Source organism: Mesorhizobium sp. P3_A8, from assembly GCF_056402995.1.
The window spans coordinates 23,840-45,421 of sequence record NZ_JBFUGI010000021.1 but is presented as its reverse complement, the minus strand read 5'-3'; the positions used below and the strand labels follow the sequence as shown (position 1 = coordinate 45,421).

Here is a 21,582-nt window from a genome sequence, read left to right as displayed (position 1 = left end):
CACAATTGCTCTGGTTTCCAACATTGAGACCGTCACCGCGCCAAGTTTGACAAGTTTTGACGACGATCTGGACGATGCATCTGACGGACAGATTCTACAAACCCTGAGTGAAAAAATGTCGGGACCGCAAGTCGCCATCGACCTTGGCCGCATCGAGCGCAACGCCCGCACCATCGTCGACCGCTGTGCGCTGTCTGATATCAAGGTGTTCGGTGTCACCAAGGGCACCTGCGGCATGCCGCAAGTGGCGCGCGCCATGCTGCGCGGCGGTGTCGCCGGCATCGCCGAATCGCGTTTCGAAAACATCCGCCGGTTGCGCGACAGCGGCATCAACGCGCCGATCATGCTGCTGCGCAGCCCGCCCATGGCGCGTGTCGAGGAGGTGGTGCGCACCGTCGACGTCAGCCTGCAGTCGGAACTCGCCACCATTCGCGAGATCTCGCGCATCGCCGAGCGCATGGGCCGCGTCCACGACATCATGCTGATGATCGACCTTGGCGATCTCCGTGAAGGCATCTGGCCGAGCGACCTGATTCCCACCGTCGAACGGATCCTCGAGTTCAAGGGCGTGCGGATCGCCGGGATCGGCACCAATCTCGGCTGCTTCGGCGCCATCATGCCGACACCGGAGAATCTTGGCCAACTCGTCGCTCATGCCTACAAGACCGAGCGCCTGTCGGGCAAAAGCCTCGATTGGATCTCAGGCGGGGCTTCGTCCTCGCTGACGTTGCTGCTCGAAGGCAAACTGCCGGCCGGTATCAACAATCTCAGGGTCGGCGAGGCGATCCTGCAAGGCGGCGTCGAAACCTTCCGCGATGTGCCGTGGCCGGAACTCGAACCAGATGCCTGCCGCCTGACCAGCGATATCATCGAGGTCAAGCTCAAGCCGTCGCGGCCGATCGGCGAGTCCGGTTACGACGCTTTCGGCAACCAGCCTGTTTTCCCGGACGAAGGCGACCGGCTGCGCGCCATCGCCAACATCGGCCGCGAAGACGTGCTGGTCGAAGGGCTAACTCCCATCGCAAAAGGGATACGAGTGCTCGGCGCCTCCAGCGACCACCTGCTGCTCGACGTGCAGGATGCAGATCCGCGGCCCACCGTCGGCGACCGCGTCGCCTTCCGCATGAGCTACGGCGCCATGCTGCTGGCGATGACCTCGGAATATGTCGAGAAGGCGCCGATGCATGACGTCGCCGATTTTTCCGACCGCAAGATGGTGTCGATCTCGGCCGAGCAGGAAGCCGCCGGCATCCTCGCTCGCGAGGGAACCGGCGCGCGGCTGGAGGCGATGAATTTCGACGTCGTCGAACTGGCGGACATCGAGCGGCCACCCTCCGGGCTGATCCGACTGAGTGTTGGCACCGACCGTCGCGTCGCTCACAAGGCGCTGACCGCGACGGCGCGCGCGACCCATTCTTTCGGCCTGATCTGGATCGATTCCATCGCCGCCCTGATGCCCGAGGATGAGGACGGCATTGACCTGCCGGAAGCGTCGGTGCTGGCGCGCACCCTTGGTCTCGACCATAAGGCCGGCGCGCTGCAGCCGCAGCTGTCGCCCGAAAATGTCGTCATCGTCGGTCTACGCCATGCCGACCCGGCCGAGGCGCGGGTGCTGAAAGATTCGCGTGTGTCGGCCTTCACCATGACCGACATCGACGCCATGGGCATGCGCGACCTGATGCACGAGGCGATCCGCATCGCCACCTCGGGCACCCAGGGCTTCCATGTCAGCTATTCCCCGACGGCCACCGAATTCGCCGGCTGGGCCGCCGGCTCCGGCGGGCTGACGGTGCGCGAGACTCATCAGGCAATGGAGGCGATCGCGCTCTCCGGCGGCCTGCTGTCGATGGATGTTTCTGGCCTGACCGCGAATCTGGAGCCTCGGATCGGCACCGACACGGTCAACTTCGTCATGTCTGCCTTCGGCAAGCGGATCCTGTGATCACCCCAGCGCTTTGACCGCCGCGCGCCATGCGCTGACGTATTCGGCCCAGACCGCGTCGGTTGGCGGCTCTATTCTTTCGCCCTTGCCGTGCGTCGTTACCTCCGCCGATGCCAGCAATGCCGCGCCAATGCTGGTGCCGGTGGCGGCCTCCGATGCGACGACGCTGCGGGCGGTCGCTGCCGCCAACATGCCGACAAACAGCCGGTTGCGGGCAAACGGCCCTTCGACAGTGGTCGGGCCGTCGGCGCCGATCAGATCGAGACAGGTCGCTGTCATCAGCGCCAGATAGAACGAGATGGCGGCAAAACGCCGGCCGATGTCGATGCCGTCGGCATTGAGCCACGTCGCGGCATGATGCGGGAACGGCCCTGACCCTTGCTGGGTGGACGGCAGCAGCAAGGTCTTGCCTGCCAAGACCGCCAGCACATCGCTGCCGCTGCAATCCTGCGGCTTGTCCGCAGTGAGCAGCGAAAACTCGCGGCCACCCATGAAACGGGCCGACGGCACGGGCTCACCTAGCGCACTGACATTGACCAGCGTATCGCGCGCCGCGTCGAGTGCAATCTCTCTGCCGCCGACGGCCATAGACACCACCCAGGTGCCGGTCGAGACGACCGAGAAGGGCGGCGCGTCGGACAGGAGATGCGGCAGCAGCGAGGCGTTGGAATCATGCAGGCCGCAGAACACAGGTGTTTGCGGATCAAGGCCGGTTCGTGCGGCCAGCCCAGGCAGGATCGGGCCAAGGCGATCCCTGGCCGGCCGCACCGGCGCCATCAGGTCGCGCCAATCCAAACGGTCGACCATCGTCGAAAACTCAGCACTCCACGGGTTCCACAGATCGGTGTGGCAGCCGAGCGACGTTACTTCGTTGGCGGTCACTCCTGTGAGCCGCAACGCCCAGTATTGCGGGTACATCAGCATCGCGGCAGCCCTGGCGAACTCGGCCGGAAAACGCTTCTGCTGCCAGAAGAACTGCGCGCCGAGATTGAGGCCGAGCGGCAGCCGTGGCGTGCCGGTTTCAGTGAAGGGCGGACGGATCGCGTCATAGTCGGCAGCCAGCCTGTCGGGGCCGTCGAATTCATAGTCGAGGACAGGCAAAACGAGTTCACCCGTGGCATCGACCAGCGCGCCTGTTGCGCCGTGGGTGGTGATCGAAATGGCGTCGATGCGCTGTTGGCGGTTGAGGCTGGCCAAGCTGTTGAGGATGAACGTCCACAGCGCCTCGACATCGTGATGCGGGTAGGGCGCGTGCCGCAGCGGCGCATTCGCCATGCGGCGTAGCGCCACCTCGCTCAGCGTAACGAGATCGACCAGCGCCACCTTGGCGTTGGTCTTGCCGATGTCGATGACGGCGATATGGCGCAGAGCACTCATGCCATATGGAACATTGTTTCCAGGGGCACGGCCACCGGCTCATTGTCCGGTTTCGTTTCCATGATGTCGGCCATATCTGCCCACCAGCGCTGCATCACCGGATGCTTCGGCAGGTCGGCCATGCCGTGGTCGTCGCGCCGCCACAGCACGCCGAAAAGGATGTTGGTTTCCTCGTCGAGATGGATGGAATAGTCGGATACGCCGGCCTGCTTCAGCAGCGCGACCAGCGATGGCCAGATCTCGTCGTGGCGTTTCTTGTACTCAGCCCTCATGCCCGGCTTGAGCTTCATCTTGAACGCATATTTCTCCGGCATCACCGCCCCCCGCGCAGGCGCCGCCAGACGATCGGCAGGGCGATGACGATGATCAGCAGCAGGCCGATGAAAATCGACATGACAATGCCGGGCACGTTGAGCAGGCCGAGCCCAAAGGTCACCAGCCCCATGATGAAGGCGGCGAGCACGACGCCGACAATACTGCCGGCGCCACCCAGAATGCTGACGCCGCCGAGCACCACCATGGTGATGACTTCGAGTTCATAACCCTGCGCGATCGACGGCCTTGTCGAGCCGAGCCGCGAGGTGATCAGCACCGAGGCGATGCCCGACATCAGCCCGGTCAGGCAAAACAGGATGAATTTGATACGGCCGACGCGCACGCCCGAAAACTGCGCAGCTATCGGGTTGTTGCCGATGGCAAAGACACGGCGGCCAAAACTCGTGCGATGCAGCAGGAACCAGTAGACGACGGCCGCGATGAGGAAGAGCACCAGTTCGAACGACACCACCCACCAGACATAGCCCTGGCCGAAGAAGGCGAAGCTTTCGGGATAGCCCTTGTAGGCCTGGTCGCCGAGAATGATGAAGGCGATACCGCGAAACAGGCTCATCGTGCCGATGGTGACGACGATGGAGGGCAGGCCGAGCCTGGTCACCAGCAGCCCGTTGAAGGCGCCGCAGCCGAGACCGACGACGATGCCGATCAGCACGAGGACCGGTGTTCCGGCGCCGGCCTGCACCGCCATGCCCATCATCGTCGAGGCCAGCGCGATGATGGCGGCGACCGAGAGGTCGATCTCGCCCGAAATGATCAGCAGCGCCATGGCGAAGGCGATCAGGCCCTTCTCGGTGAAGTTGAAGGTCAGGTCCGACAGCGAATAGGGGTCGAGGAAATAGGGTGAAGCAAAGCTGTTGATGGCGAAGATGGCGACGGCCACCACGACCAGCAGCGCCTCCCAGGAAAAGATCGCCGAGCGGAACGGTTTGTCGAGCCGGTCGGGAATGTGGCGCGGGGCAGGGACGTCGGTCATGCCGCCTCCACTTTTCGCAGGATGATACGGCCCTGCTGGCGTTCGCCGCGCGCATTGAGCACGACGGCCAGGATGATGGCGCTGCCCGAAATCGCCATCTGCCAGAAGGGCGAGATGTTGATCACCGGCAGTGCGTTGGAAATGATGCCGAGGAACAGGGCGCCGAGCACCGCGCCGCCGACCGAGCCGATTCCGCCCGCGATCGAAATGCCGCCGATGACGCAGGCGGCGATGATGTTGAGCTCATAGCCGTTGGCGACCTCGACCGACGCGATCACGTAGCGCGAGATCCAGAGATAACCGGCAAGCCCGCCGATCATGCCGGAGATGCAGAAGACGATGAATTTGGTCCGGCCGACATCGATGCCGGTATAGACCGAGGCCGTCGGATTGACGCCGATGGCATAGATCGAGCGGCCGAGCGCCGTGCGCGTCATCAGCACGAAGAACGACGCGATGACCAGGATCGCGATCCACGACAACACCGGAATGCCAAGGAAGGCCGCGCGCTGGAAGCCGATGAATTCAGGGCTCATCTTGTCGGCATTGACCCAGGCCCCGCCTGACAGAACGAAAGTGGCGCCGCGATAGATGGTCAGCGTGCCCAAAGTGACCACGATCGATGGAATGTTCAGCCGCCACACCAGGAGGCCATTGATGGCGCCCAGCACCAGGCCGACGGCGAGCGCGATGACGATTAGCAGCGGGATCGGGATCGCCGGATGCGCTGCGTTCAGCATCGCCACCACCATGCCGGTGAAGCAGAGATTGGACGCCATCGACAGGTCGATCGACCGCGTCAGGATGACCACCATCTGGCCAAGCGCCAGGATCATCAGGATCGAGGTGTCGTTGAACACCTGGCGCAGATTGCCCGGGTCGGCGAAGGCCGGGAAACGGGTCGAGATCAGCCCGATCAAAACGATGATCGCCGCAGCCAGCCAGATTTCGCGATACTTCAGAAGAGCCTTCATGCCGCGATCCCCGCTGCCGTGCGGACCAGCGTCTCGGCGTCCAGTCCCGTATTGTCATAGACGGCCGCGACAAGGCCTTCGCGCATGACGACGACGCGGTCGGACATGCCGAGAATCTCCGGCAGTTCCGACGACACCATGATCACCGACAGGCCTTGAGCTACGAGTTCGGCCATGAAGCCGTGCACGGCGGCCTTGGAGCCGATATCGATGCCCTTGGTCGGTTCGTCCAGGATGATCACCTTGGGTGCGGTTGCCAGCCATTTGGCGATGACGATCTTCTGCTGGTTGCCGCCCGACAGTGTGCCGACATCCTGGCTGAGCGAGGACGCCCTGAGGTCCAACCGCTCGGTGTAGGAGCGGGCAAGTGCAAACTCCTCCGACAGTCGCAGCAGGCCTGACTTGGACGTGCGCTTGAGCGAAGGCAGCGAGACATTCTGGAAGATCGGCAGACCGATCACCACGCCTTGCTTGCCGCGCTCTTCCGGCACGTAGACGATACCGGCCTCGATCGAATCCGCCGCCGATTTGGGCGCGATCATCTTGCCGTCTAGCGTGATGGTGCCGACTGACGTACGGGTGATGCCTGAGATCGCCTGCATCACCTCGCTGCGCCCGGCACCGACAAGGCCATAGAAGCCGAGGATTTCGCCCTTATGCAGTTCGAAGCCTATGTCGTTGAATTCGGTCGGGTGCGACAGGCCGGAGACGGACAGCACCGGGGCGCCGATCTCGGCCTTGCGCTGCGGGAAGATGTGGTCGACGGAGCGGCCGACCATCATGCGCACGATCTGGCTCTGGCTGGCGTCCTTGATCAGGCCTTCGCCGACCATCTCGCCGTCGCGGAACACGGTGTAGCGGTCGGCGATGCGGTAGATCTCGTCGAACTTGTGGCTGATGAACAGGATCGCCTTGCCTTCGCTCTTGAGGAACTCAATGAGCAAAAAGAGCTCCTCGATCTCCTTCATCGAAAGGGCTGCCGTCGGCTCGTCCATGATGACGATCTGCGCGTCGATCGACATGGCCCGCGCCACCGCGACCAGGTGCTTGTTGGCGATGCCGAGGTCCTTCAGTCGTGCGTCGGCGTCGATATGGCCGGCATGCATGGTGTCCAGCACTTCACGTGCATTTTTGCGCATCGTGCGCCAGTCGATGGTGCCGAAACGCGAGCGCGGCGCATGGCCGAGAAAGATGTTTTCGGCGACGCTCAAATCGTCGAACAGCACGGTTTCCTGATGGATGGCAGTGACGCCATGGCCGAAGGCGGCATGCGCGCTGGGCAGTGTCACGGCCTGGCCGTCAATGCTGATCGTGCCGGCGTCGGGCTGGTAGATGCCGGTCATGATCTTGACCAGCGTCGACTTGCCGGCGCCGTTTTCGCCGATCAACGCCGTCACTTCGCCGGGATAGAGCGACAGGCTGACATTGTGCAGCGCCCGCACGCCGGGAAAGCTCTTGGAGACGCCGGACAGCGTCAGGCGTGGTGTGGAGGCCAGAGGCCTCTCCTCCTTTGCCGTGCCGTGCTGGGCTGTCGTGTCCATATCCGTATCAAGCCCTGAAACTAAGGTCCGTTTAAAGCCGCGGCGGGACGTGAGCCCCGCCGCGACAGCGTGAAGTGGCTTCAGATCAATAGATCTTGGAGAACTTCTCGATGTTCGACTTGTCGAACTGGAAGGGCGGAGCCATCGCAGCCGAATTGCTGTCGTCGAGCGTAACCTTGCCGACGCGGCCGATCGACAGCGTCGCACCGGGCTTGGCCTCTTCCTTCTTCACCGCCAGGTCATGGGCGAGGTAGACGGCGGAGTAGCCGAGGTCGATCGGGTTCCAAAGAGCCACGGCCTGTGAAGCACCGTTGTCGATGAACTTCTTGAACTCGGACGGCAGCGCGAGGCCGGTGACATTGACCTTGCCGATCAGGTTCTCGTCGGTGACGACCTGGGCGGCGGCAACGACGCCGACGGTGGTCGGCGCGATGATCGCCTTGAGGTTCGGGTAAGACTTCAACAGGCCCTTGGCTTCGTCGGTGCTCTTGGCCGAGTCGTCATCGCCATAGACGGTGGCGACCAGTTTGATCTTCGGAAACTTCTCCGGCAGGATTTTCTTGGCCGCGTCGATCCAGGCGTTCTGGTTGGTCGCGGTCGAGGACGCCGACAGGATGGCGACGTCGCCGCCCTCAGGCAGATAGTCGGCGGCAAGCTTGATGATGGTCTCGCCGATCAGGCCGGTGTCGGACGGGTTGAGGTGAAGCTGGCGGCCTTCCTTGGCGACGCCCGAATCCCAGGAGATGACGGTGATGCCGCGCTCCATGGCCTTCTTCAGCACCGGCACCAGCGCGTCGGCGTCATTGGCGGAAATGGCGATGGCGTTGACCTTCTGGGCAATCAGCGAATTGACCACTTCGATCTGCGCTTCGGCGGTCGCCTTGGTTGGGCCGGTGTAGATGATGTCGACATCGCCGAGTTCCTTGGCCGCCTCTTCGGCGCCCTTGTTGGCGGCGTCGAAGAAGCCGTTGCCGAGCGACTTCACCACCAGTGCGATCTTGACGTTTTCGGCATAGGCGGCGTTCACGAACATGGCGGCAGAAAAGGCCGCCGTAACCATCAATTTCTTCAGAAAGCTCATCGAATATCCTCCCTTGAGCGTTGCATTCCATCGTCGCTGCGGGCGTGAGGGTGCCTCAGGCCTGCAGTGAAGATTCTTCCTTTGCCGACTTGCGGGCGACGATCAGCGTCACGCCTGCGGTCTCCAACATCTTGGCTTCGCGATCCTCGATGCCGTCGTCAGTGATGACGGTGGCAATGCGCGACAGGCCGCACAGGATCAGGCTGGAGCGCTTGCGGAATTTCGAGGAGTCGACCAGCACCACCAGCTCGTCAGCCTGGTCGATCAGTTTCTGCTCAGCCTGGATCAGCAGCGGATCGCCTTCCATCAGCCCGAGTGGCCCCAGCCCCTGAGCGCCCATGAACATGCGGCGCGCATAGAAATTGCGCGTCACGTCATTGTCGAAGGGCGACAGGATGATGTTCTGCTCACGATAGATCGTGCCGCCCGACAGCATCACCGTGTTCTTGGAGTGTTTGAGCAGATGCTCGGCGATCGGGAACGAATTGGTGAAGATCGGCATGCGGCGGCCGGTCAGGAAATGCACCATCTGGAAGGTGGTGGTGCCGCCATTGATGATGATCGGCTCGCCATCCCCACAAAGCTCGACCGCTTCTCGTGCAATCGCCCGCTTCTGCGAAGCGTTGATCGTTTCGTTGACGGAGAAGGGCCGGCCGGCCAGGCCGATGAACTGTGGCGGCGAGATTGCCTCGGCGCCGCCGCGCACCCGGCGCAGGCGCTTTTGCACGTGAAGAGCCGCGATATCGCGCCGGATCGTCGCCTCGGAGGACTCCGTCAGGTCGACCATCTCCTGCACCGTCACCACAGGTTTTTCCTGGACGGCGGACAGAATGATCCTGTGGCGCTCTTTTTCGTGCATGGTTCCTCCCTGCCTGGCCATCTAGGCACTCAAAACGAGCAGTGTCAATCATTTCCGATCAAATAATTTCATTGTGCAGTGCAATATGATCGATCTTGATCGTTTGTGATTGACATCAGCTCTGCTTGCGTAGACATTCCCGAGAAAATGGACTGCCGCTTTTTGCGTCCCAGGGAGGATACATATGCTCGACAAGCGCTCCGGCTCGCGCCTTGCCAATCTGTGGGATGATGCGAAAGCCAAGGGGATGAGCGACCCCGAGCTTCTGGTCTATCGCTCGAACACGCTCGGCTCCGACAAGCGCGTCACCAATTATGGCGGCGGCAACACTTCTTCCAAGATATGGCAGAAGGATCCGCTCAGCGGCGAGACCGTCGAGGTGCTGTGGGTCAAGGGCTCCGGCGGCGACAGCGCCTCGATCAAGCTTGATGGTTTCGCCACGCTTTACATGGACAAATTGCGCGCGCTGAAAGGCCTTTATCGCGGCGTTGAGCATGAGGACGAGATGGTCGGCTTCCTGCCGCACTGCACTTTTAACCTCAATCCGCGCGCGGCCTCGATCGATACGCCGCTGCACGCCTATGTGCCGAAGCCTTTCGTCGATCACATGCACCCCGACGCCATCATCGCGATTGCCGCGGCGAAGGATTCCAGGGCGCTGACCAAGGAGATCTTCGGCGATGCCATAGGCTGGCTGGCGTGGAAGCGGCCGGGCTTCGAACTCGGCCTGTGGCTGGAGAAATTCTGCCTCGAACATCCCGACGCCAAGGGCGTCATCCTGGAAAGCCACGGCCTGTTCACCTGGGGCGATACGCCCAAGGAATGCTACGAGACGACGATCTCGGTGATCAACCAGGCGATCGAGTGGTTCGAGCGTCGCTCCGAAGGCCTCGCTATATTCGGCGGCGAAGCGGTCAAGTCGCTCGACGCCGCTGAACGCCGCGCCATCGCGGCGAAACTGATGCCCAGGATTCGTGGCCTGATCTCCGAAAAGAGCCACAAGCTCGGCCATTTCGACGATTCCGCCGCCGTCCTCGAATTCGTCAATTCCAGGGATTTGCGCCCGCTGGCGGCGCTCGGCACCTCCTGCCCCGACCATTTCCTGCGCACCAAGATCCGCCCGCTGGTCATCGAGTTCGATCCGGCCAAGCCCGATGTCGATGCGGTGATCGCCAGCCTCGCCGACGATGTTGCCACCTATCGTGTCGGATACCAGGCCTACTACGACAGCTGCAAGCATCCGGATTCGCCGGCCATCCGAGATACCAACGCCGTGGTCTACCTGATGCCCGGCGTCGGCATGTTCACCTTTGCCGGCGACAAGGCCACCGCCCGCATCTCGGGTGAGTTCTACGTCAACGCCATCAACGTCATGCGCGGCGCCTCGACCGTCTCGTCCTATGTCGGCTTGCCCGCGCAGGAAGCCTTCGACATCGAATACTGGCTGCTCGAGGATTTGAAGCTCCAGCGCATGCCGAAGCCGAAGTCGCTTGCCGGCCAGATCGCCCTGGTCACCGGTGGTGCCGGCGGCATAGGCCGCGCGACCGCCAACCGCCTGCTGCGCGAAGGCGCCTGCGTCGTGCTGGCCGACATCGACGAAACAGCGCTCGCCAGCGCCAATGACGAGCTGGCAAAAGCCTACGGCAAGGATTTCGTCCGGCCGGTGCTGATCAACGTCACATCGGAGGATCAGGTCGTCGCCGGTTTTGCCGAGACGGCGGTCGAGTTCGGCGGCATCGATATTCTGGTCTCCAACGCGGGCCTCGCCTCTTCGGCGCCAATCGAGGAAACCACGCTGGCGCTGTGGAACAAGAACATGGACATCCTCTCGACCGGCTATTTCCTGGTCTCGCGGGAAGCGTTCCGGCTGTTTCGGGTGCAGAAGATCGGCGGCAACGTCGTCTTCGTTGCTTCCAAGAACGGACTTGCCGCATCGCCCAATGCCGCAGCCTATTGCACCGCCAAGGCTGCCGAAATCCATCTCGCCCGCTGCCTGGCGCTGGAGGGTGCGGAAGCCCAGATCAGGGTCAACGTCGTCAATCCGGACGCGGTGCTACGCGGCTCGAAGATCTGGACCGGCGAGTGGAAGGAACAGCGCGCCGCCGCCTACAAGATGTCGACCGACGACCTCGAAGAGCACTACCGCTCGCGCTCGATGCTGAAGCGCTCGGTGTTTCCGGAAGACATTGCCGAAGCGATCTATTTCTTCGCCTCCGACATGTCGGCCAAATCGACCGGAAACATCATCAACGTCGACGCCGGCAACGCGCAGAGCTTTACGCGCTGAGCTGACGCCGAGCGCTTCCCTTCTCCCCGTCACTATACGGGGAGAGGTGGCCCGAAGGGCCGGATGAGGGGCAGCGCTGATGCAACGCATTTGGGAGGAATAGCAGTTTGTCCGAAACCATCATCTCGGCCGACCTCGTCGCCAGCCACAACGCCGCCCGCAAACCCAACCTCGATCGTGACTACGCCTCGCTCGGCGAACGCCTCGACCGCCGCGGCATTGCCATCGACGCTATCCGCGACAAGGTCGAGAAATTCGCCGTGGCCATCCCGTCCTGGGGCGTCGGCACCGGCGGCACCCGCTTTGCCCGCTTTCCCGGCGCCGGCGAGCCGCGCGACATCTTTGACAAGATCGAGGATTGCGCCGTCATCAGCCAATTAACGCAGGCGACGCCGACTGTTTCGCTTCACATTCCGTGGGACAAGGCCGACCCGAACCGGCTGAAGCAGGCCGCCTCGCGCTTCGGTCTCGGCTTCGACGCCATGAATTCCAATACCTTCTCGGATGCCAGGGACCAGAAACTCTCCTACAAATTCGGCTCGCTGTCGCATGCCGACGCCGGCACGCGCCGGCAAGCGGTCGAGCACAATCTCGAATGCATCGAGATCGGCAAGACGCTTGGCTCGAAGGCGCTGACAGTGTGGATCGGCGACGGTTCGAATTTTCCCGGCCAGGTCAATTTCGCCAAAGCCTTCGAGCGCTATCTCGACGCCATGAAAGAGGTCTATGCCGGACTGCCGGCGGACTGGAAGCTGTTCACCGAGCACAAGATGTACGAGCCGGCCTTCTATTCCACCGTCGTGCAGGACTGGGGTACCAACTACCTCATAGCCAAGGAGTTGGGCGACAAGGCGTTCTGCCTGGTCGACCTTGGTCACCACGCTCCCAACGTCAACATCGAGATGATCGTGTCGCGGCTGATCCAGTTCAAAAAACTCGGCGGCTTCCATTTCAACGATTCGAAATATGGCGACGACGATCTCGACGCCGGGTCGATCGACCCCTACCGACTGTTCCTCGTCTTCAACGAGCTGGTCGATGCCGAGCTGTCCGGTGCCGAGGGTTTCGATCCCGCCCACATGCTCGACCAGAGCCACAACGTCACCGATCCGATCGAAAGCCTGATGCTGTCGGCGGTCGAGGTGCAGCGCGCCTATGCGCAGGCCCTGCTGGTCGACCGCAAGGCGCTCGAAGGTTTCCAGGATGGCAATGACGCACTGATGGCAACGCAGACGCTAAAAAGCGCCTACCGCACCGATGTTGAGCCGATTCTCGCCATGGCGCGGCTGAACACCGGCGGCGCCATCGATCCCGTCGCCGCCTACCGGGCTGCGGGCTACCGCGCCAAGGTCGCGGCCGAACGCCCGGCTGTCGCCGGCGGTTCTGGTGGGATTGTCTAGGCCGAGCCAGTCCCCCTCATCCGGCCGCTCCGCGGCCACCTTCTCCCCGATGGGGAGAAGAGACTTGCGCCGGCACTGACAACCTCCTCTCCCCTCGGGGAGAGGTCGGATTGCCCCGAATTGTTCTTCGCAATTCGGTTGGCAATCCGGGTGAGGGGGGCTCTTTCTCAAGCTCCTTCAATTGTCAGTGGACTCGATCAATCCAACACGGTCTTCTAGGCATCCCCGCCAAGAGAACCCGCCATGCACCTCACCCGTCGGATATTGATCGCCGCCAGTCTTTCCATCACCTTCGCCCTGGCGCCATTGACGAGTGCCTTTGCCGCGTCACCCGCGCCGGCCAAGGGCGAGCACGGCATGGTGGTGACGGCCCAGCATCTGGCTTCGGAAGTCGGTGTCGAGGTGCTGAAGAAGGGCGGCAACGCCGTCGATGCGGCGGTCGCCGTCGGCTATGCGCTGGCCGTCGTCTATCCCAATGCCGGCAATATCGGCGGCGGCGGCTTCATGACCATCCGTTTCGCCGATGGCAAATCGACTTTTCTAGACTTTCGCGAGCGCGCGCCGCTGGCCGCCACCAAGACCATGTATCTCGACAAGGACAGCAATCCGGTGAAGGGCGCCAGCCTGGACGGCTATCTCGCCGTCGGCGTGCCGGGTTCGGTGGCCGGTTTCGAGATGGCGCGCGAGAAATACGGCACGCTCTCTCGGCAAGATCTGATGGCGCCGGCAATCGCCTATGCCAAGGATGGGTTCATCCTCAATCAGGGCGATGCCGCTTCTTTTGCGGGCAGCGCGGACCGGCTGGCGAAAGACCCGGCCGCGGCCGCAACCTTCCTCAAGCCCGACGGCCAGCCCTATGGCATCGGCGAGCGGCTTACCCAGCCTGACCTTGCCGCCTCGCTCTCGGCCATCTCTGAAAAAGGCGCCGATGCCTTCTACAAAGGCGCCATCGCCGACGCCATCGTCAAGGCGAGCGGCGCCAAGGGCGGCATCCTGGCCAAACAGGATTTCGAACAATATGCGGTGCGCGAACTGAAACCCGTGACCTGCTCCTATCGCGGCTACGAGATCACGTCTTCGCCGCCGCCGAGTTCCGGCGGCGTCATCATCTGCGAAATCCTCAACGTGCTCGAAGGCTATCCCTTATCCTATCTCGGCGCCGGGTCGGCCGAGACGGTGCATGTCATGGTCGAAGCGATGCGCTACGCCTATGTCGACCGCAATTCGGCGCTCGGCGATCCCGATTTCATCGACAATCCGGTCTCGAAGCTGCTGGACAAGGCCTACGCCAAGGATATTCGCGACAAGATCGACCCGTTCCGGGCCGGCGTCTCGCAGGATTTGATGCCGAAGGGTTTTGGCGAGTCGAAGGAGACGACGCATTATTCGATCATCGACAAGGACGGCAACGCGGTTGCGGTCACCTACACGCTGAATGGCTCCTTCGGCGCCGGCGTGGTCGCCGACGGCACTGGCATCCTGCTCAACAACGAGATGGACGATTTCACCCAGAAGCCCGGCGTGCCCAACCTCTACGGTCTGGTCCAGGGCGAGGCCAACGCCATCCAGCCGAAGAAGACGCCGCTGTCATCGATGAGCCCGACCATCGTCGCCAGGGATGGCAAGCCGTTCATGGTCATCGGCAGCCCGGGCGGCTCGCGCATCATCACCATTACGCTGGAAGCCATCGTCAATGTCATCGACCACGGCATGAATATCCAGGAAGCGATCGACGCGCCGCGCATCCACCATCAATGGCTCCCTGACACGGTCTATGTCGAGCCGTTCGGCCTGTCGCCGGACACCGAAAAACTGCTGGCCGGCATGGGTTATCATCTTGATCTCGGTGACCAGACCTGGGGCCAGGCGGCCGGCATCCTCGTCGGCGGCAATAGCCTGGCGGAAATCGAGAAGGGCGGCGGCGCCCGCTACAATGGCGCCATCGACAGCCGAGCGGCATCGGGCGAAGCGCTCGGATATTGATATCGGTCTGGACTCTCGGAGAGGTTCTGGGTCGCGGCCCGGCAAGGGCCGTCAGGTCACCAGCGTGATGGTCGATGCAATCAGCATCAGGGCGGCGATGCCGACGAACAGCGCGTAGATGCGCGGCCGGTCGAGCAGGAGCGCGTTTCCGGAGATCCAGGCCGAGGTGGCGCCGCCAAGCGCGAAGAGGAACCCGTTGCGATGGCCGAAGGTCATCGACGCGGCCATCAGCCCGCCAATGATCAGCGCGCCGAACACGATGATCACAGCTACCGCATACTTCTCGAAGTCGTTGCCGCCGCCCATGGCTGGCCCGATCGCGTTCAGATTGGGCAGGTCGTCCGGATCGAAGGGATTCGCCGACCCATATTCGTCTTGACCGATGGATTCTCGCATCACTCGTTCTCCGCTGACGGGCAACAAACCATCAACACTTGCCGAGTGCAACCCGATCGCACGTCCCTCTCTGTGTTGACGGTCGTCTTCAACACGTTCCGGCGGCACTTGTCACCGATTTTTCGGGCGCCTGGCTTGGATGCAACACGCGTCCGCATTCGGATGGCACGCCGCCATATCATTCCATATGGACCGAGTTCGGGGAAAAGATGATGCCGCCGATCAATTCGGCGCCGGCATGCGCTGCGCGACTGCGGCGGGGAGTCGCAGCATCCGACATGCGACCGCTGGATTGTTCACTCCTGGTGGTCTTTAATGTTGACTATGAAAGTCATGTTTCATAGTCAACCGGCATGGGCCGCTCGAGGCCAGAGTTCCAGACAGGCACGCCAAATTGGAAACAGACCAGGAAAACCGGCCCGGCAGGACGGCCAATCGCGCACGCGGCTGGATAACCCGGCGCGGCGCGGTCGCGCTGTTTGGATTGCCCTTGGCCGCACTCATGCCACGGGCGGCCGCGGCTAAACCGCTGCGTATCGTCTGCCTCGACGACGGGCTGGCGGAGACCTTGCTCACGCTCGGCGTTACGCCAATCGCCGTCGCCGACCGCGAAATCTGGGAGAAGTGGGTGGTCGAGCCGCCACTGCCGCCGCAGGTTGCCGATATCGGCACAATACTGGAGCCAAATCTCGAATTCCTGCAGCAGCTTCGCCCCGACATCATCCTCTCCACTCCCTATCTCGACGGCATCAAGCCGCTGCTCGAACGCGTGGCGCCGGTGACGACGATCGGCATCTACACGCCGGATGGCCAGCCTTATCGGCGCGCGATCGCGGCGACCCGCCAACTGGCAGCACTTGTCGGCAAGGAAATCGAAGGCGAAGCACTGATCGCAGCGACGGAGGCCTATTTCTCCGAGGTCAGGCAGCAGCTGGAACCGCTTTCGGCGCGGCCGATCTACGTCGTCAACTTCCTCGACCCGCGCAATGTGCGCATCTATGGCGAAAAGAGCCTGTTTCAGGCGGTTTTCGACCGCATCGGCATCCGCAACGCCTGGACTGGCGAGACAAATTACTGGGGATTTGCAACCGTCGGCATCGACGGCCTGGCGACGTCAAGCGATGCGCGTCTTGCCTATCTCGAACCCTTGCCCGAAGGGGCAACCGGTACGCTGACCGAAAGCCCGGTCTGGAACGCCATGCCTTTCGTGCGCAACCACTCGATCATGCGCCTTGCCCCAGCGCTGATGTTCGGCGCGCTGCCTTCGGCGAGCCGCTTTGCCCGGCTGCTGGCCGCGGCGCTGACGGCGGAGCACGCCGGTGGCTGAGCAGCAAGCAATCTTGTCCGACGACACCAGCCTCGTCTCCAGTCGTGCGTCGGCACCTCGCATTTCAGACAGATATCCCCTGGGTGCGATTCTGCTTTGCGTCGTGCTTCTTGGCGCTGCAGCGGCAGCGACCCTCTCCAACCTCGTCGTGCAATTGCCGCCGGCGCTCTGGCTCGATGCGCTCGCCAGCCCCGATATAGACGACATGCGGCAGGTGCTCGTCCATTACGCCTTCCTGCCCAGGCTCGCCGTCAGCCTTCTCTGCGGCGCGGCCCTCGGATTGGCCGGGACGGTGCTGCAACAGGTCCTGCGCAACCCGCTCGCCTCTCCCGAAACCGTCGGCGTCTCGGCCGGCGCCCATCTGGCGCTGGCGCTGGCGACGCTGCTTGCGCCGTCGCTGCTTGCCTTCGGCCGCGAATGGGTGGCGCTTGCCGGCGCCTTCACGGCTCTCGCCGCCGTCTTCGCGCTGTCCTGGCACAAGGGCCTGTCGCCACTCTCGGTGGTGCTCGCGGGGCTCGTCGTCAGCCTCTACGCCGGCGCTATTGGTGCTGCCCTGGTGGTGCTGCGGCATGAGTGGCTGGCCAGCCTGTTCATCTGGGGCGCCGGCTCGCTCGGCCAGCAGGACTGGTCGACGACGCTGTGGCTCTTGCCCCGCCTGGGTGCCGCCGCGCTGCTGATCGGCCTGATGGTGCGGCCGCTGACCTTGCTTGGCCTCGACGATGAAGGCGCGCGCAGCCTGGGCGTCCCGCTCGGTGCCTATCGCTTTGCCGGACTGGCGGCGGCGGTCGCGCTGATTGCCTTTGTCGTTGCCGCTGTCGGCGTCATTGGCTTCGTCGGCCTCGCCGCCGCGACGCTCGCCCGCATCGGCGGCGCCCGCCGGCTCGGCCAGCAACTGGTGATGGCGCCGCTCATCGGCGGCGGCTTGCTGTGGGCGGCCGATCAGGGCGTGCAGGTCGCGACCGGACCGCAGGGCGATCTGCTGCCGACCGGCGCGATGACAGCGCTTCTCGGCGCACCGCTGTTGCTCTGGCTGCTGCCGCGCCTGGCGCTCGGCCTGGAAACGCCGGCACTCGGGTCGCAGCACCTGCCGCGCGCCCGTCATACCGGCCTCGTGCTGGCGGCGAACGGCGGCCTCCTGCTTCTGCTGCTTGGGCTGGCCTTGCTTTATGCGCCGGGGCCACATGGTTGGACATTCGCCTCCAGCGACCAGCTGCAACCCTTGTTGTCTTGGCGACTGCCCCGAGTGTCCGCCGCGCTGGCCGCCGGCGCCATGCTGGCGCTGGCCGGCCTGATGATGCAGCGGCTGACCGGCAATCCGATGGCCAGCCCCGAAGTGCTCGGCATCAGCGCCGGCGCCGCGCTCGGCATGATGGTGGCGCTGTTTTCGCTTTCAGATGCCGGCCGTCCGACGCAGACCGCGGCCGCCACCATCGGTGCCTTCGCCGCTTTGATGGTGACGCTGGCGATCGGCCGCCGTGCCGCCTATGCGCCGGAGCGGCTGCTGCTGGCGGGCGTCGCTCTGACCGCTTTGTTCGACGCGCTGATCCTGGTGCTGACCGCCACCGGCGACCCACGCGCCATGCTGCTGCTCAACTGGCTCACCGGCTCGACCTATGGCGTCGACGCGGGTTCGGCGTTCTTCACCTCGTTGATCGCCATTTGCCTGTTCTTGGTAGCGCCACTCTTGATGCGCTGGCTGGACATGCTGCCGCTCGGCTCCGCTGCGGTGCAAAGCCTCGGCGTCAGTCTACGGACAACGCGGCTTCTGGTGCTGTTGATGGTCGCCGCACTCACCGCCGCCTCGACGCTTGTGGTCGGGCCGCTGACCTTCATCGGCCTGATGGCGCCGCACCTTGCCCGCCGCCTCGGTCTATCGCGCGCGCTGCCGCAAGCCATCGGCGCGGTGCTCGTGGGCGCGCTGATCATGGTCTGCGCCGACTGGCTCGGCCGCACCGCCATCTTTCCGCGCCAGATCCCGGCCGGCCTCGTCGCCACGCTGATCGGCGGCCTGGTGCTGATGTGGCTCTTGCGCCGCCGCTGACTTTTTTGTCCCTGTGGAGATAATCATGTCCGAGTCGACGCCAGCCTCGATCGCCGACACCACCGTCCACGATCTTGGTTCCAGCGCGGGTGGCGCCCCTTGGCGGGTCTTCATCCATGTGCCGTCAGGGCCGGCGCCCGACGCCGGCTGGCCTGTGCTCTACATGACCGACGGCAACGCCGTCATCGGCACGGCGGTTGATGCCATACGCGCGCAGGCCTTCTATCCCCTGGGCACCAATGTCGGCTGGGGTGTCATCGTTGCCATCGGCTATCCCGTCGCGGGCGCCTATAACCCGCTGCGCCGTTCCTGGGACCTTGGCCCGCCGCCGGGCAAGACCTATCCGCCCTTCTACGAGGGCACGCCTGAGGTCAGGACCGGCGGTGCAGGGGATTTTCTGGCCTTCATCGAGGATGAGCTGAAGCCATGGGTCGCCAGCCGGGCTAGGATCGATGAGAAGCGTCAGGCGCTTTATGGCCATTCCTTCGGCGGCCTGTTCGCACTCTACGCTCTGTTCACCCGCCCGCTGTCGTTCCGCACCTTCATCGCCGCCAGCCCCGCCATCTATTGGGAAGACCGCGCCATCGACCGTCTTCTCGAAACTTTCGAGGCTTCTGTCCCCGATGGCCTGACGGTGGATGTGATCCTGTCGGCAGGCGAATACGAGACCGAGAAGCTGGCGCCGTTCCAGATCGGAGCGCAGGACGAGGAAAAACGCATCGAGCAGAAGAAGCTGACACGCACCGATGAATTCGCGCGGTCGATAGCGGAGCGCCTTGGTGCGCTGCCCGGGGTGCGCGCGAGCTTCGAGCTGCATGCAGGCGAAAACCACATGTCGATCCTGCCGGTGACGGTCAACCGCGCGGTGCAGGCGGCGTTCGCGGTGAGTGATGAACGCTAGGCGACCCCGGCCCGAATCTCTGAAATCAACTGTTCCTGCCTTGCGGCCTCCTCAGCGATCATCGCGCCAAAGCGCAAGCCGCAGTGGAATGTTTCGCCCGGAGCGACGCAAACCAAGCGGCCCCTTTCCTTGGCCGCGAGATAGCCATCGGGCTCGGCGGTCGCAGGCAGCACGAGGCCGAGTGCATCCTGGTCGGCGCCGCGCGTGATCCAGCGAACGGCATAGTTGAGCTCGGATGGACGAAAGCTGACGAAATCCGCCGTCTGGTCCGGATGCACCTGCAAGGCGTGCGCCCAGCCTTCGGCGTCCGCCTTGGCTTTCATCGTCAGCACGAGTTCGGGGTCGATCGGCTCGCCCTTGCTCAGTGTGCGATGGCGCGACGGATCGGCGACAATGGCGTCGCGATAGGCAAGGTAGCTTTCGCTTGGCTTGAAAAAGGGTGGCAGCACCTGGCGCACGACGATGTCCGCGCAATCATCGACCACGCTGTCGACCAGACGGCCGTCATCCGCCGGTCTGAAATTGATGTGCGCCAGATACATCAGCTCCATGGCTGTGCGTTTCAGATTGGTGATGGCGATGTCGAGAGCAACGCTCGTGGCGTCGCGCTGCAGCCGCACGGTCGGTTGCATCACATAGTCGTGGCTGAAGGCGACGGTCTGCCGGCAGCGTCCGGTCAAGGCCATGAACGGCCCTTCGGCATTGTCCCCGATGATCAGCTGGACATCGCCATAGGGTGCATTGGGCAGGTCGCCATGCAACGGATGGTGGTCGTCGGGACCCGGATTCCCCATCGCAGTGGCGCCACAGTGAAGGAAAAACGCGCCATAGTTGGAGAGATAGTCCCGGGTCGCGACCGGCTCGTCGAACATCGAACGCATGGTAAGCGAGCGGTTGAGAAACGTTGCGTCCCAAATCTGCTGCCCCTGGAACGGCAGCATGACGATTTCACCCTTCGCATTGCTGATGCGAAGACCGGCAACGCCGGATCGATAGCGAAAGGCGGTGGCGACAAGCCCACGATATCGCGCCACGGTGGTGTCCAGCGGACCAAACTGCTCAGGCACGAGGTCGACGAAGACGTGATCGGAATAGTCGTATTGCATTGTTTCGACCTTCATCTGCCGCAAGCGCATATGCCGATAGTCGCAGGAAGCGTCTGGAAATCAACGGCAATGAACCTCGGATGCTCCGCCAGGCCGGCTGACTTTCTCGACAGGGCGGACGGGCGGTTTGGAGATCGCGCCGGATCAGCTTCTTCGAATGTTGGGGTGCTGGCCCAAGCTTGGCCAATTCCACCGGACAATGGTCCTAATGTCAGGAGGTACCCGTCAAAGTCGGTAGACTTCTCCGGGTTCGCCAGCTAGCTAGATCGATATCAAAAGAGGGCAGACTCGGGGATCATCCAAAGTGAAAATCAGATACGTCGCCGGCATAAGCTGGCCACGCAGTGGACATCACCTGATGCATCGGCTTGCCCAAAGCTATTTCGGCAACGATTTCAATTACTGCCTGTTTTACCCCACTGATAATCCCGATTGTTGCCGCACCTTCCCGTGCATCCGACCGGGGGTCAAATTCTCGAAGAACCATGATTTCGATCTATCGGGGCGGATCCTGCCGGATGTTCCTTATCTGGTCCAGCATCGCTCGTTCATGCCTGGAACCGTGTCGGACTTTGAACTGTATCTCCTCGACGGCGGGCAGGACACGAAGGAAAGCTTTAAGGAATTCGCACTCATCCGAAGTGATGGATGGGCTGCCTTTATGGCAAAGTGGGTGGATAGCCGGATTAAATTCGAGCGTCTGTTGGTGGGGTACGAGGATTTTGTGTCCGACGCGCAAGGGACCATGCGGAGGGTCATCCCGTTCTTTGCACCCGGAGAGAAACCGGATGAAGAGCGCCTGGCGCGCATTGTGAAGAACGAAACCCACGTCGCCGTCACCAAGCAAGGCGGCGAGGAATGGACCGCCAATGCCGGTGTCAAGGCGTTCCGAAAAGTCGAGGCCTTTCGGTTCTATGACGCTGGATTGTTCCGGGAACTGGAGTCGATCGCGCAGGAGAAGCGCCGCGGGATTGCGAGAGAAGCCGCACCGCGCCCTTCGAGTGGCCGCTTCAGGCTGCCGCTGATGAAAGCCATCTTCGGGCGGTAGATCAACAGGC

General features: G+C 63.1%; 17 protein-coding genes. 8 read left to right on the top strand and 9 right to left on the bottom strand.

Features of this window, described 5'->3' with window-relative positions; all coding sequences use genetic code 11:
- The first annotated feature begins 115 nt into the window (after window positions 1-115).
- Window positions 116-1,942 carry an alanine racemase gene (locus AC1DX4_RS32660; RefSeq protein WP_477224240.1) on the top strand — a complete coding sequence of 609 codons (1,827 nt, stop codon included), beginning with the start codon at window positions 116-118 and terminating at the stop codon, window positions 1,940-1,942.
- Here AC1DX4_RS32660 and AC1DX4_RS32655 read toward each other — a convergent pair whose 3' ends face one another.
- The 7 genes from AC1DX4_RS32655 to AC1DX4_RS32625 all read right to left on the bottom strand — a co-directional run bounded on the left by AC1DX4_RS32655 (window position 1,943) and on the right by AC1DX4_RS32625 (window position 9,083).
- The gene (locus AC1DX4_RS32655; protein ID WP_477224239.1) at window positions 1,943-3,319 is read right to left on the bottom strand and encodes an FGGY-family carbohydrate kinase; all 1,377 of its coding nucleotides are present in this window, start codon (window positions 3,317-3,319) and stop codon (window positions 1,943-1,945) included.
- Window positions 3,316-3,633 carry an L-rhamnose mutarotase gene (gene rhaM, locus AC1DX4_RS32650; protein ID WP_477224238.1) on the bottom strand — a complete coding sequence of 106 codons (318 nt, stop codon included), beginning with the start codon at window positions 3,631-3,633 and terminating at the stop codon, window positions 3,316-3,318. The genes AC1DX4_RS32655 and rhaM overlap by 4 nt, the downstream gene beginning before the upstream one ends.
- Complete coding sequence (locus tag AC1DX4_RS32645) at window positions 3,633-4,628, bottom strand: ABC transporter permease (protein ID WP_477224237.1); 996 nt, start codon at window positions 4,626-4,628, stop codon at window positions 3,633-3,635. The genes rhaM and AC1DX4_RS32645 overlap by 1 nt, the downstream gene beginning before the upstream one ends.
- Window positions 4,625-5,602, bottom strand: a complete 978-nt coding sequence (locus tag AC1DX4_RS32640) for an ABC transporter permease (RefSeq protein ID WP_477224236.1) — start codon at window positions 5,600-5,602, stop codon at window positions 4,625-4,627. Before AC1DX4_RS32640 ends, AC1DX4_RS32645 begins: the two co-directional genes overlap by 4 nt.
- Window positions 5,599-7,143 (bottom strand): sugar ABC transporter ATP-binding protein, encoded by a 1,545-nt coding sequence (locus tag AC1DX4_RS32635; protein ID WP_477224235.1) that lies wholly within the window; start codon window positions 7,141-7,143, stop codon window positions 5,599-5,601. Before AC1DX4_RS32635 ends, AC1DX4_RS32640 begins: the two co-directional genes overlap by 4 nt.
- Before the next feature lie 85 nt (window positions 7,144-7,228).
- Complete coding sequence (rhaS, locus tag AC1DX4_RS32630; RefSeq protein WP_027043425.1) at window positions 7,229-8,224, bottom strand: rhamnose ABC transporter substrate-binding protein; 996 nt, start codon at window positions 8,222-8,224, stop codon at window positions 7,229-7,231.
- A gap of 55 nt (window positions 8,225-8,279) precedes the next feature.
- Window positions 8,280-9,083 (bottom strand): DeoR/GlpR family DNA-binding transcription regulator, encoded by an 804-nt coding sequence (locus AC1DX4_RS32625; protein WP_013897232.1) that lies wholly within the window; start codon window positions 9,081-9,083, stop codon window positions 8,280-8,282.
- Between the two features lie 184 nt (window positions 9,084-9,267).
- Between AC1DX4_RS32625 and AC1DX4_RS32620 the strand changes: the two genes are divergently transcribed.
- The 3 genes from AC1DX4_RS32620 to ggt all read left to right on the top strand — a co-directional run bounded on the left by AC1DX4_RS32620 (window position 9,268) and on the right by ggt (window position 14,753).
- On the top strand, window positions 9,268-11,370 hold the full coding sequence (locus AC1DX4_RS32620) for a bifunctional rhamnulose-1-phosphate aldolase/short-chain dehydrogenase (protein ID WP_477224234.1): 2,103 nt from the start codon (window positions 9,268-9,270) through the stop codon (window positions 11,368-11,370).
- Between the two features lie 107 nt (window positions 11,371-11,477).
- Window positions 11,478-12,770, top strand: a complete 1,293-nt coding sequence (gene rhaI, locus AC1DX4_RS32615; protein WP_477224233.1) for an L-rhamnose catabolism isomerase — start codon at window positions 11,478-11,480, stop codon at window positions 12,768-12,770.
- Window positions 12,771-13,013: 243 nt separating this feature from the next.
- Window positions 13,014-14,753, top strand: a complete 1,740-nt coding sequence (gene ggt / locus AC1DX4_RS32610; RefSeq protein WP_477224232.1) for a gamma-glutamyltransferase — start codon at window positions 13,014-13,016, stop codon at window positions 14,751-14,753.
- A gap of 51 nt (window positions 14,754-14,804) precedes the next feature.
- On the opposite strand, the gene AC1DX4_RS32605 is transcribed toward ggt, so the two are convergent.
- Window positions 14,805-15,149: a hypothetical protein gene (locus AC1DX4_RS32605; RefSeq protein WP_244661518.1), complete on the bottom strand. Its 345-nt coding sequence runs from the start codon at window positions 15,147-15,149 to the stop codon at window positions 14,805-14,807.
- Window positions 15,150-15,600: 451 nt separating this feature from the next.
- Between AC1DX4_RS32605 and AC1DX4_RS32600 the strand changes: the two genes are divergently transcribed.
- From AC1DX4_RS32600 to AC1DX4_RS32590, 3 genes are read left to right on the top strand one after another with little or no spacing between them, the layout of a single operon-like run.
- A complete protein-coding gene (locus AC1DX4_RS32600) occupies window positions 15,601-16,476 on the top strand; it encodes an ABC transporter substrate-binding protein (protein ID WP_477224275.1) in 876 nt (291 codons plus the stop codon).
- Window positions 16,469-18,517, top strand: coding sequence for a Fe(3+)-hydroxamate ABC transporter permease FhuB (gene fhuB, locus AC1DX4_RS32595; RefSeq protein WP_477224231.1), 2,049 nt, complete (start codon window positions 16,469-16,471; stop codon window positions 18,515-18,517). Before AC1DX4_RS32600 ends, fhuB begins: the two co-directional genes overlap by 8 nt.
- Window positions 18,518-18,542: 25 nt before the next feature.
- Window positions 18,543-19,418: an alpha/beta hydrolase gene (locus tag AC1DX4_RS32590; RefSeq protein ID WP_477224230.1), complete on the top strand. Its 876-nt coding sequence runs from the start codon at window positions 18,543-18,545 to the stop codon at window positions 19,416-19,418.
- On the opposite strand, the gene AC1DX4_RS32585 is transcribed toward AC1DX4_RS32590, so the two are convergent.
- Complete coding sequence (locus AC1DX4_RS32585; protein WP_477224229.1) at window positions 19,415-20,539, bottom strand: DUF4432 family protein; 1,125 nt, start codon at window positions 20,537-20,539, stop codon at window positions 19,415-19,417. The genes AC1DX4_RS32590 and AC1DX4_RS32585 overlap by 4 nt on opposite strands.
- A 289-nt stretch (window positions 20,540-20,828) precedes the next feature.
- Between AC1DX4_RS32585 and AC1DX4_RS32580 the strand changes: the two genes are divergently transcribed.
- The gene (locus AC1DX4_RS32580) at window positions 20,829-21,572 is read left to right on the top strand and encodes a hypothetical protein (protein WP_477224228.1); all 744 of its coding nucleotides are present in this window, start codon (window positions 20,829-20,831) and stop codon (window positions 21,570-21,572) included.
- Window positions 21,573-21,582 lie beyond the last annotated feature (10 nt).

What these genes read in the sequence shown, in the direction of transcription:
- AC1DX4_RS32660 (WP_477224240.1), top strand. Translation starts at nt 116, where the DNA reads ATGTCGGGACCGCAAGTCGCCATCGACCTTGGCCGCATCGAGCGCAAC.
- AC1DX4_RS32655 (WP_477224239.1), bottom strand. Translation starts at nt 3,319, where the DNA reads ATGAGTGCTCTGCGCCATATCGCCGTCATCGACATCGGCAAGACCAAC.
- rhaM (WP_477224238.1), bottom strand. Translation starts at nt 3,633, where the DNA reads ATGCCGGAGAAATATGCGTTCAAGATGAAGCTCAAGCCGGGCATGAGG.
- AC1DX4_RS32645 (WP_477224237.1), bottom strand. Translation starts at nt 4,628, where the DNA reads ATGACCGACGTCCCTGCCCCGCGCCACATTCCCGACCGGCTCGACAAA.
- AC1DX4_RS32640 (WP_477224236.1), bottom strand. Translation starts at nt 5,602, where the DNA reads ATGAAGGCTCTTCTGAAGTATCGCGAAATCTGGCTGGCTGCGGCGATC.
- AC1DX4_RS32635 (WP_477224235.1), bottom strand. Translation starts at nt 7,143, where the DNA reads ATGGACACGACAGCCCAGCACGGCACGGCAAAGGAGGAGAGGCCTCTG.
- rhaS (WP_027043425.1), bottom strand. Translation starts at nt 8,224, where the DNA reads ATGAGCTTTCTGAAGAAATTGATGGTTACGGCGGCCTTTTCTGCCGCC.
- AC1DX4_RS32625 (WP_013897232.1), bottom strand. Translation starts at nt 9,083, where the DNA reads ATGCACGAAAAAGAGCGCCACAGGATCATTCTGTCCGCCGTCCAGGAA.
- AC1DX4_RS32620 (WP_477224234.1), top strand. Translation starts at nt 9,268, where the DNA reads ATGCTCGACAAGCGCTCCGGCTCGCGCCTTGCCAATCTGTGGGATGAT.
- ggt (WP_477224232.1), top strand. Translation starts at nt 13,014, where the DNA reads ATGCACCTCACCCGTCGGATATTGATCGCCGCCAGTCTTTCCATCACC.
- AC1DX4_RS32605 (WP_244661518.1), bottom strand. Translation starts at nt 15,149, where the DNA reads ATGCGAGAATCCATCGGTCAAGACGAATATGGGTCGGCGAATCCCTTC.
- AC1DX4_RS32590 (WP_477224230.1), top strand. Translation starts at nt 18,543, where the DNA reads ATGTCCGAGTCGACGCCAGCCTCGATCGCCGACACCACCGTCCACGAT.
- AC1DX4_RS32585 (WP_477224229.1), bottom strand. Translation starts at nt 20,539, where the DNA reads ATGAAGGTCGAAACAATGCAATACGACTATTCCGATCACGTCTTCGTC.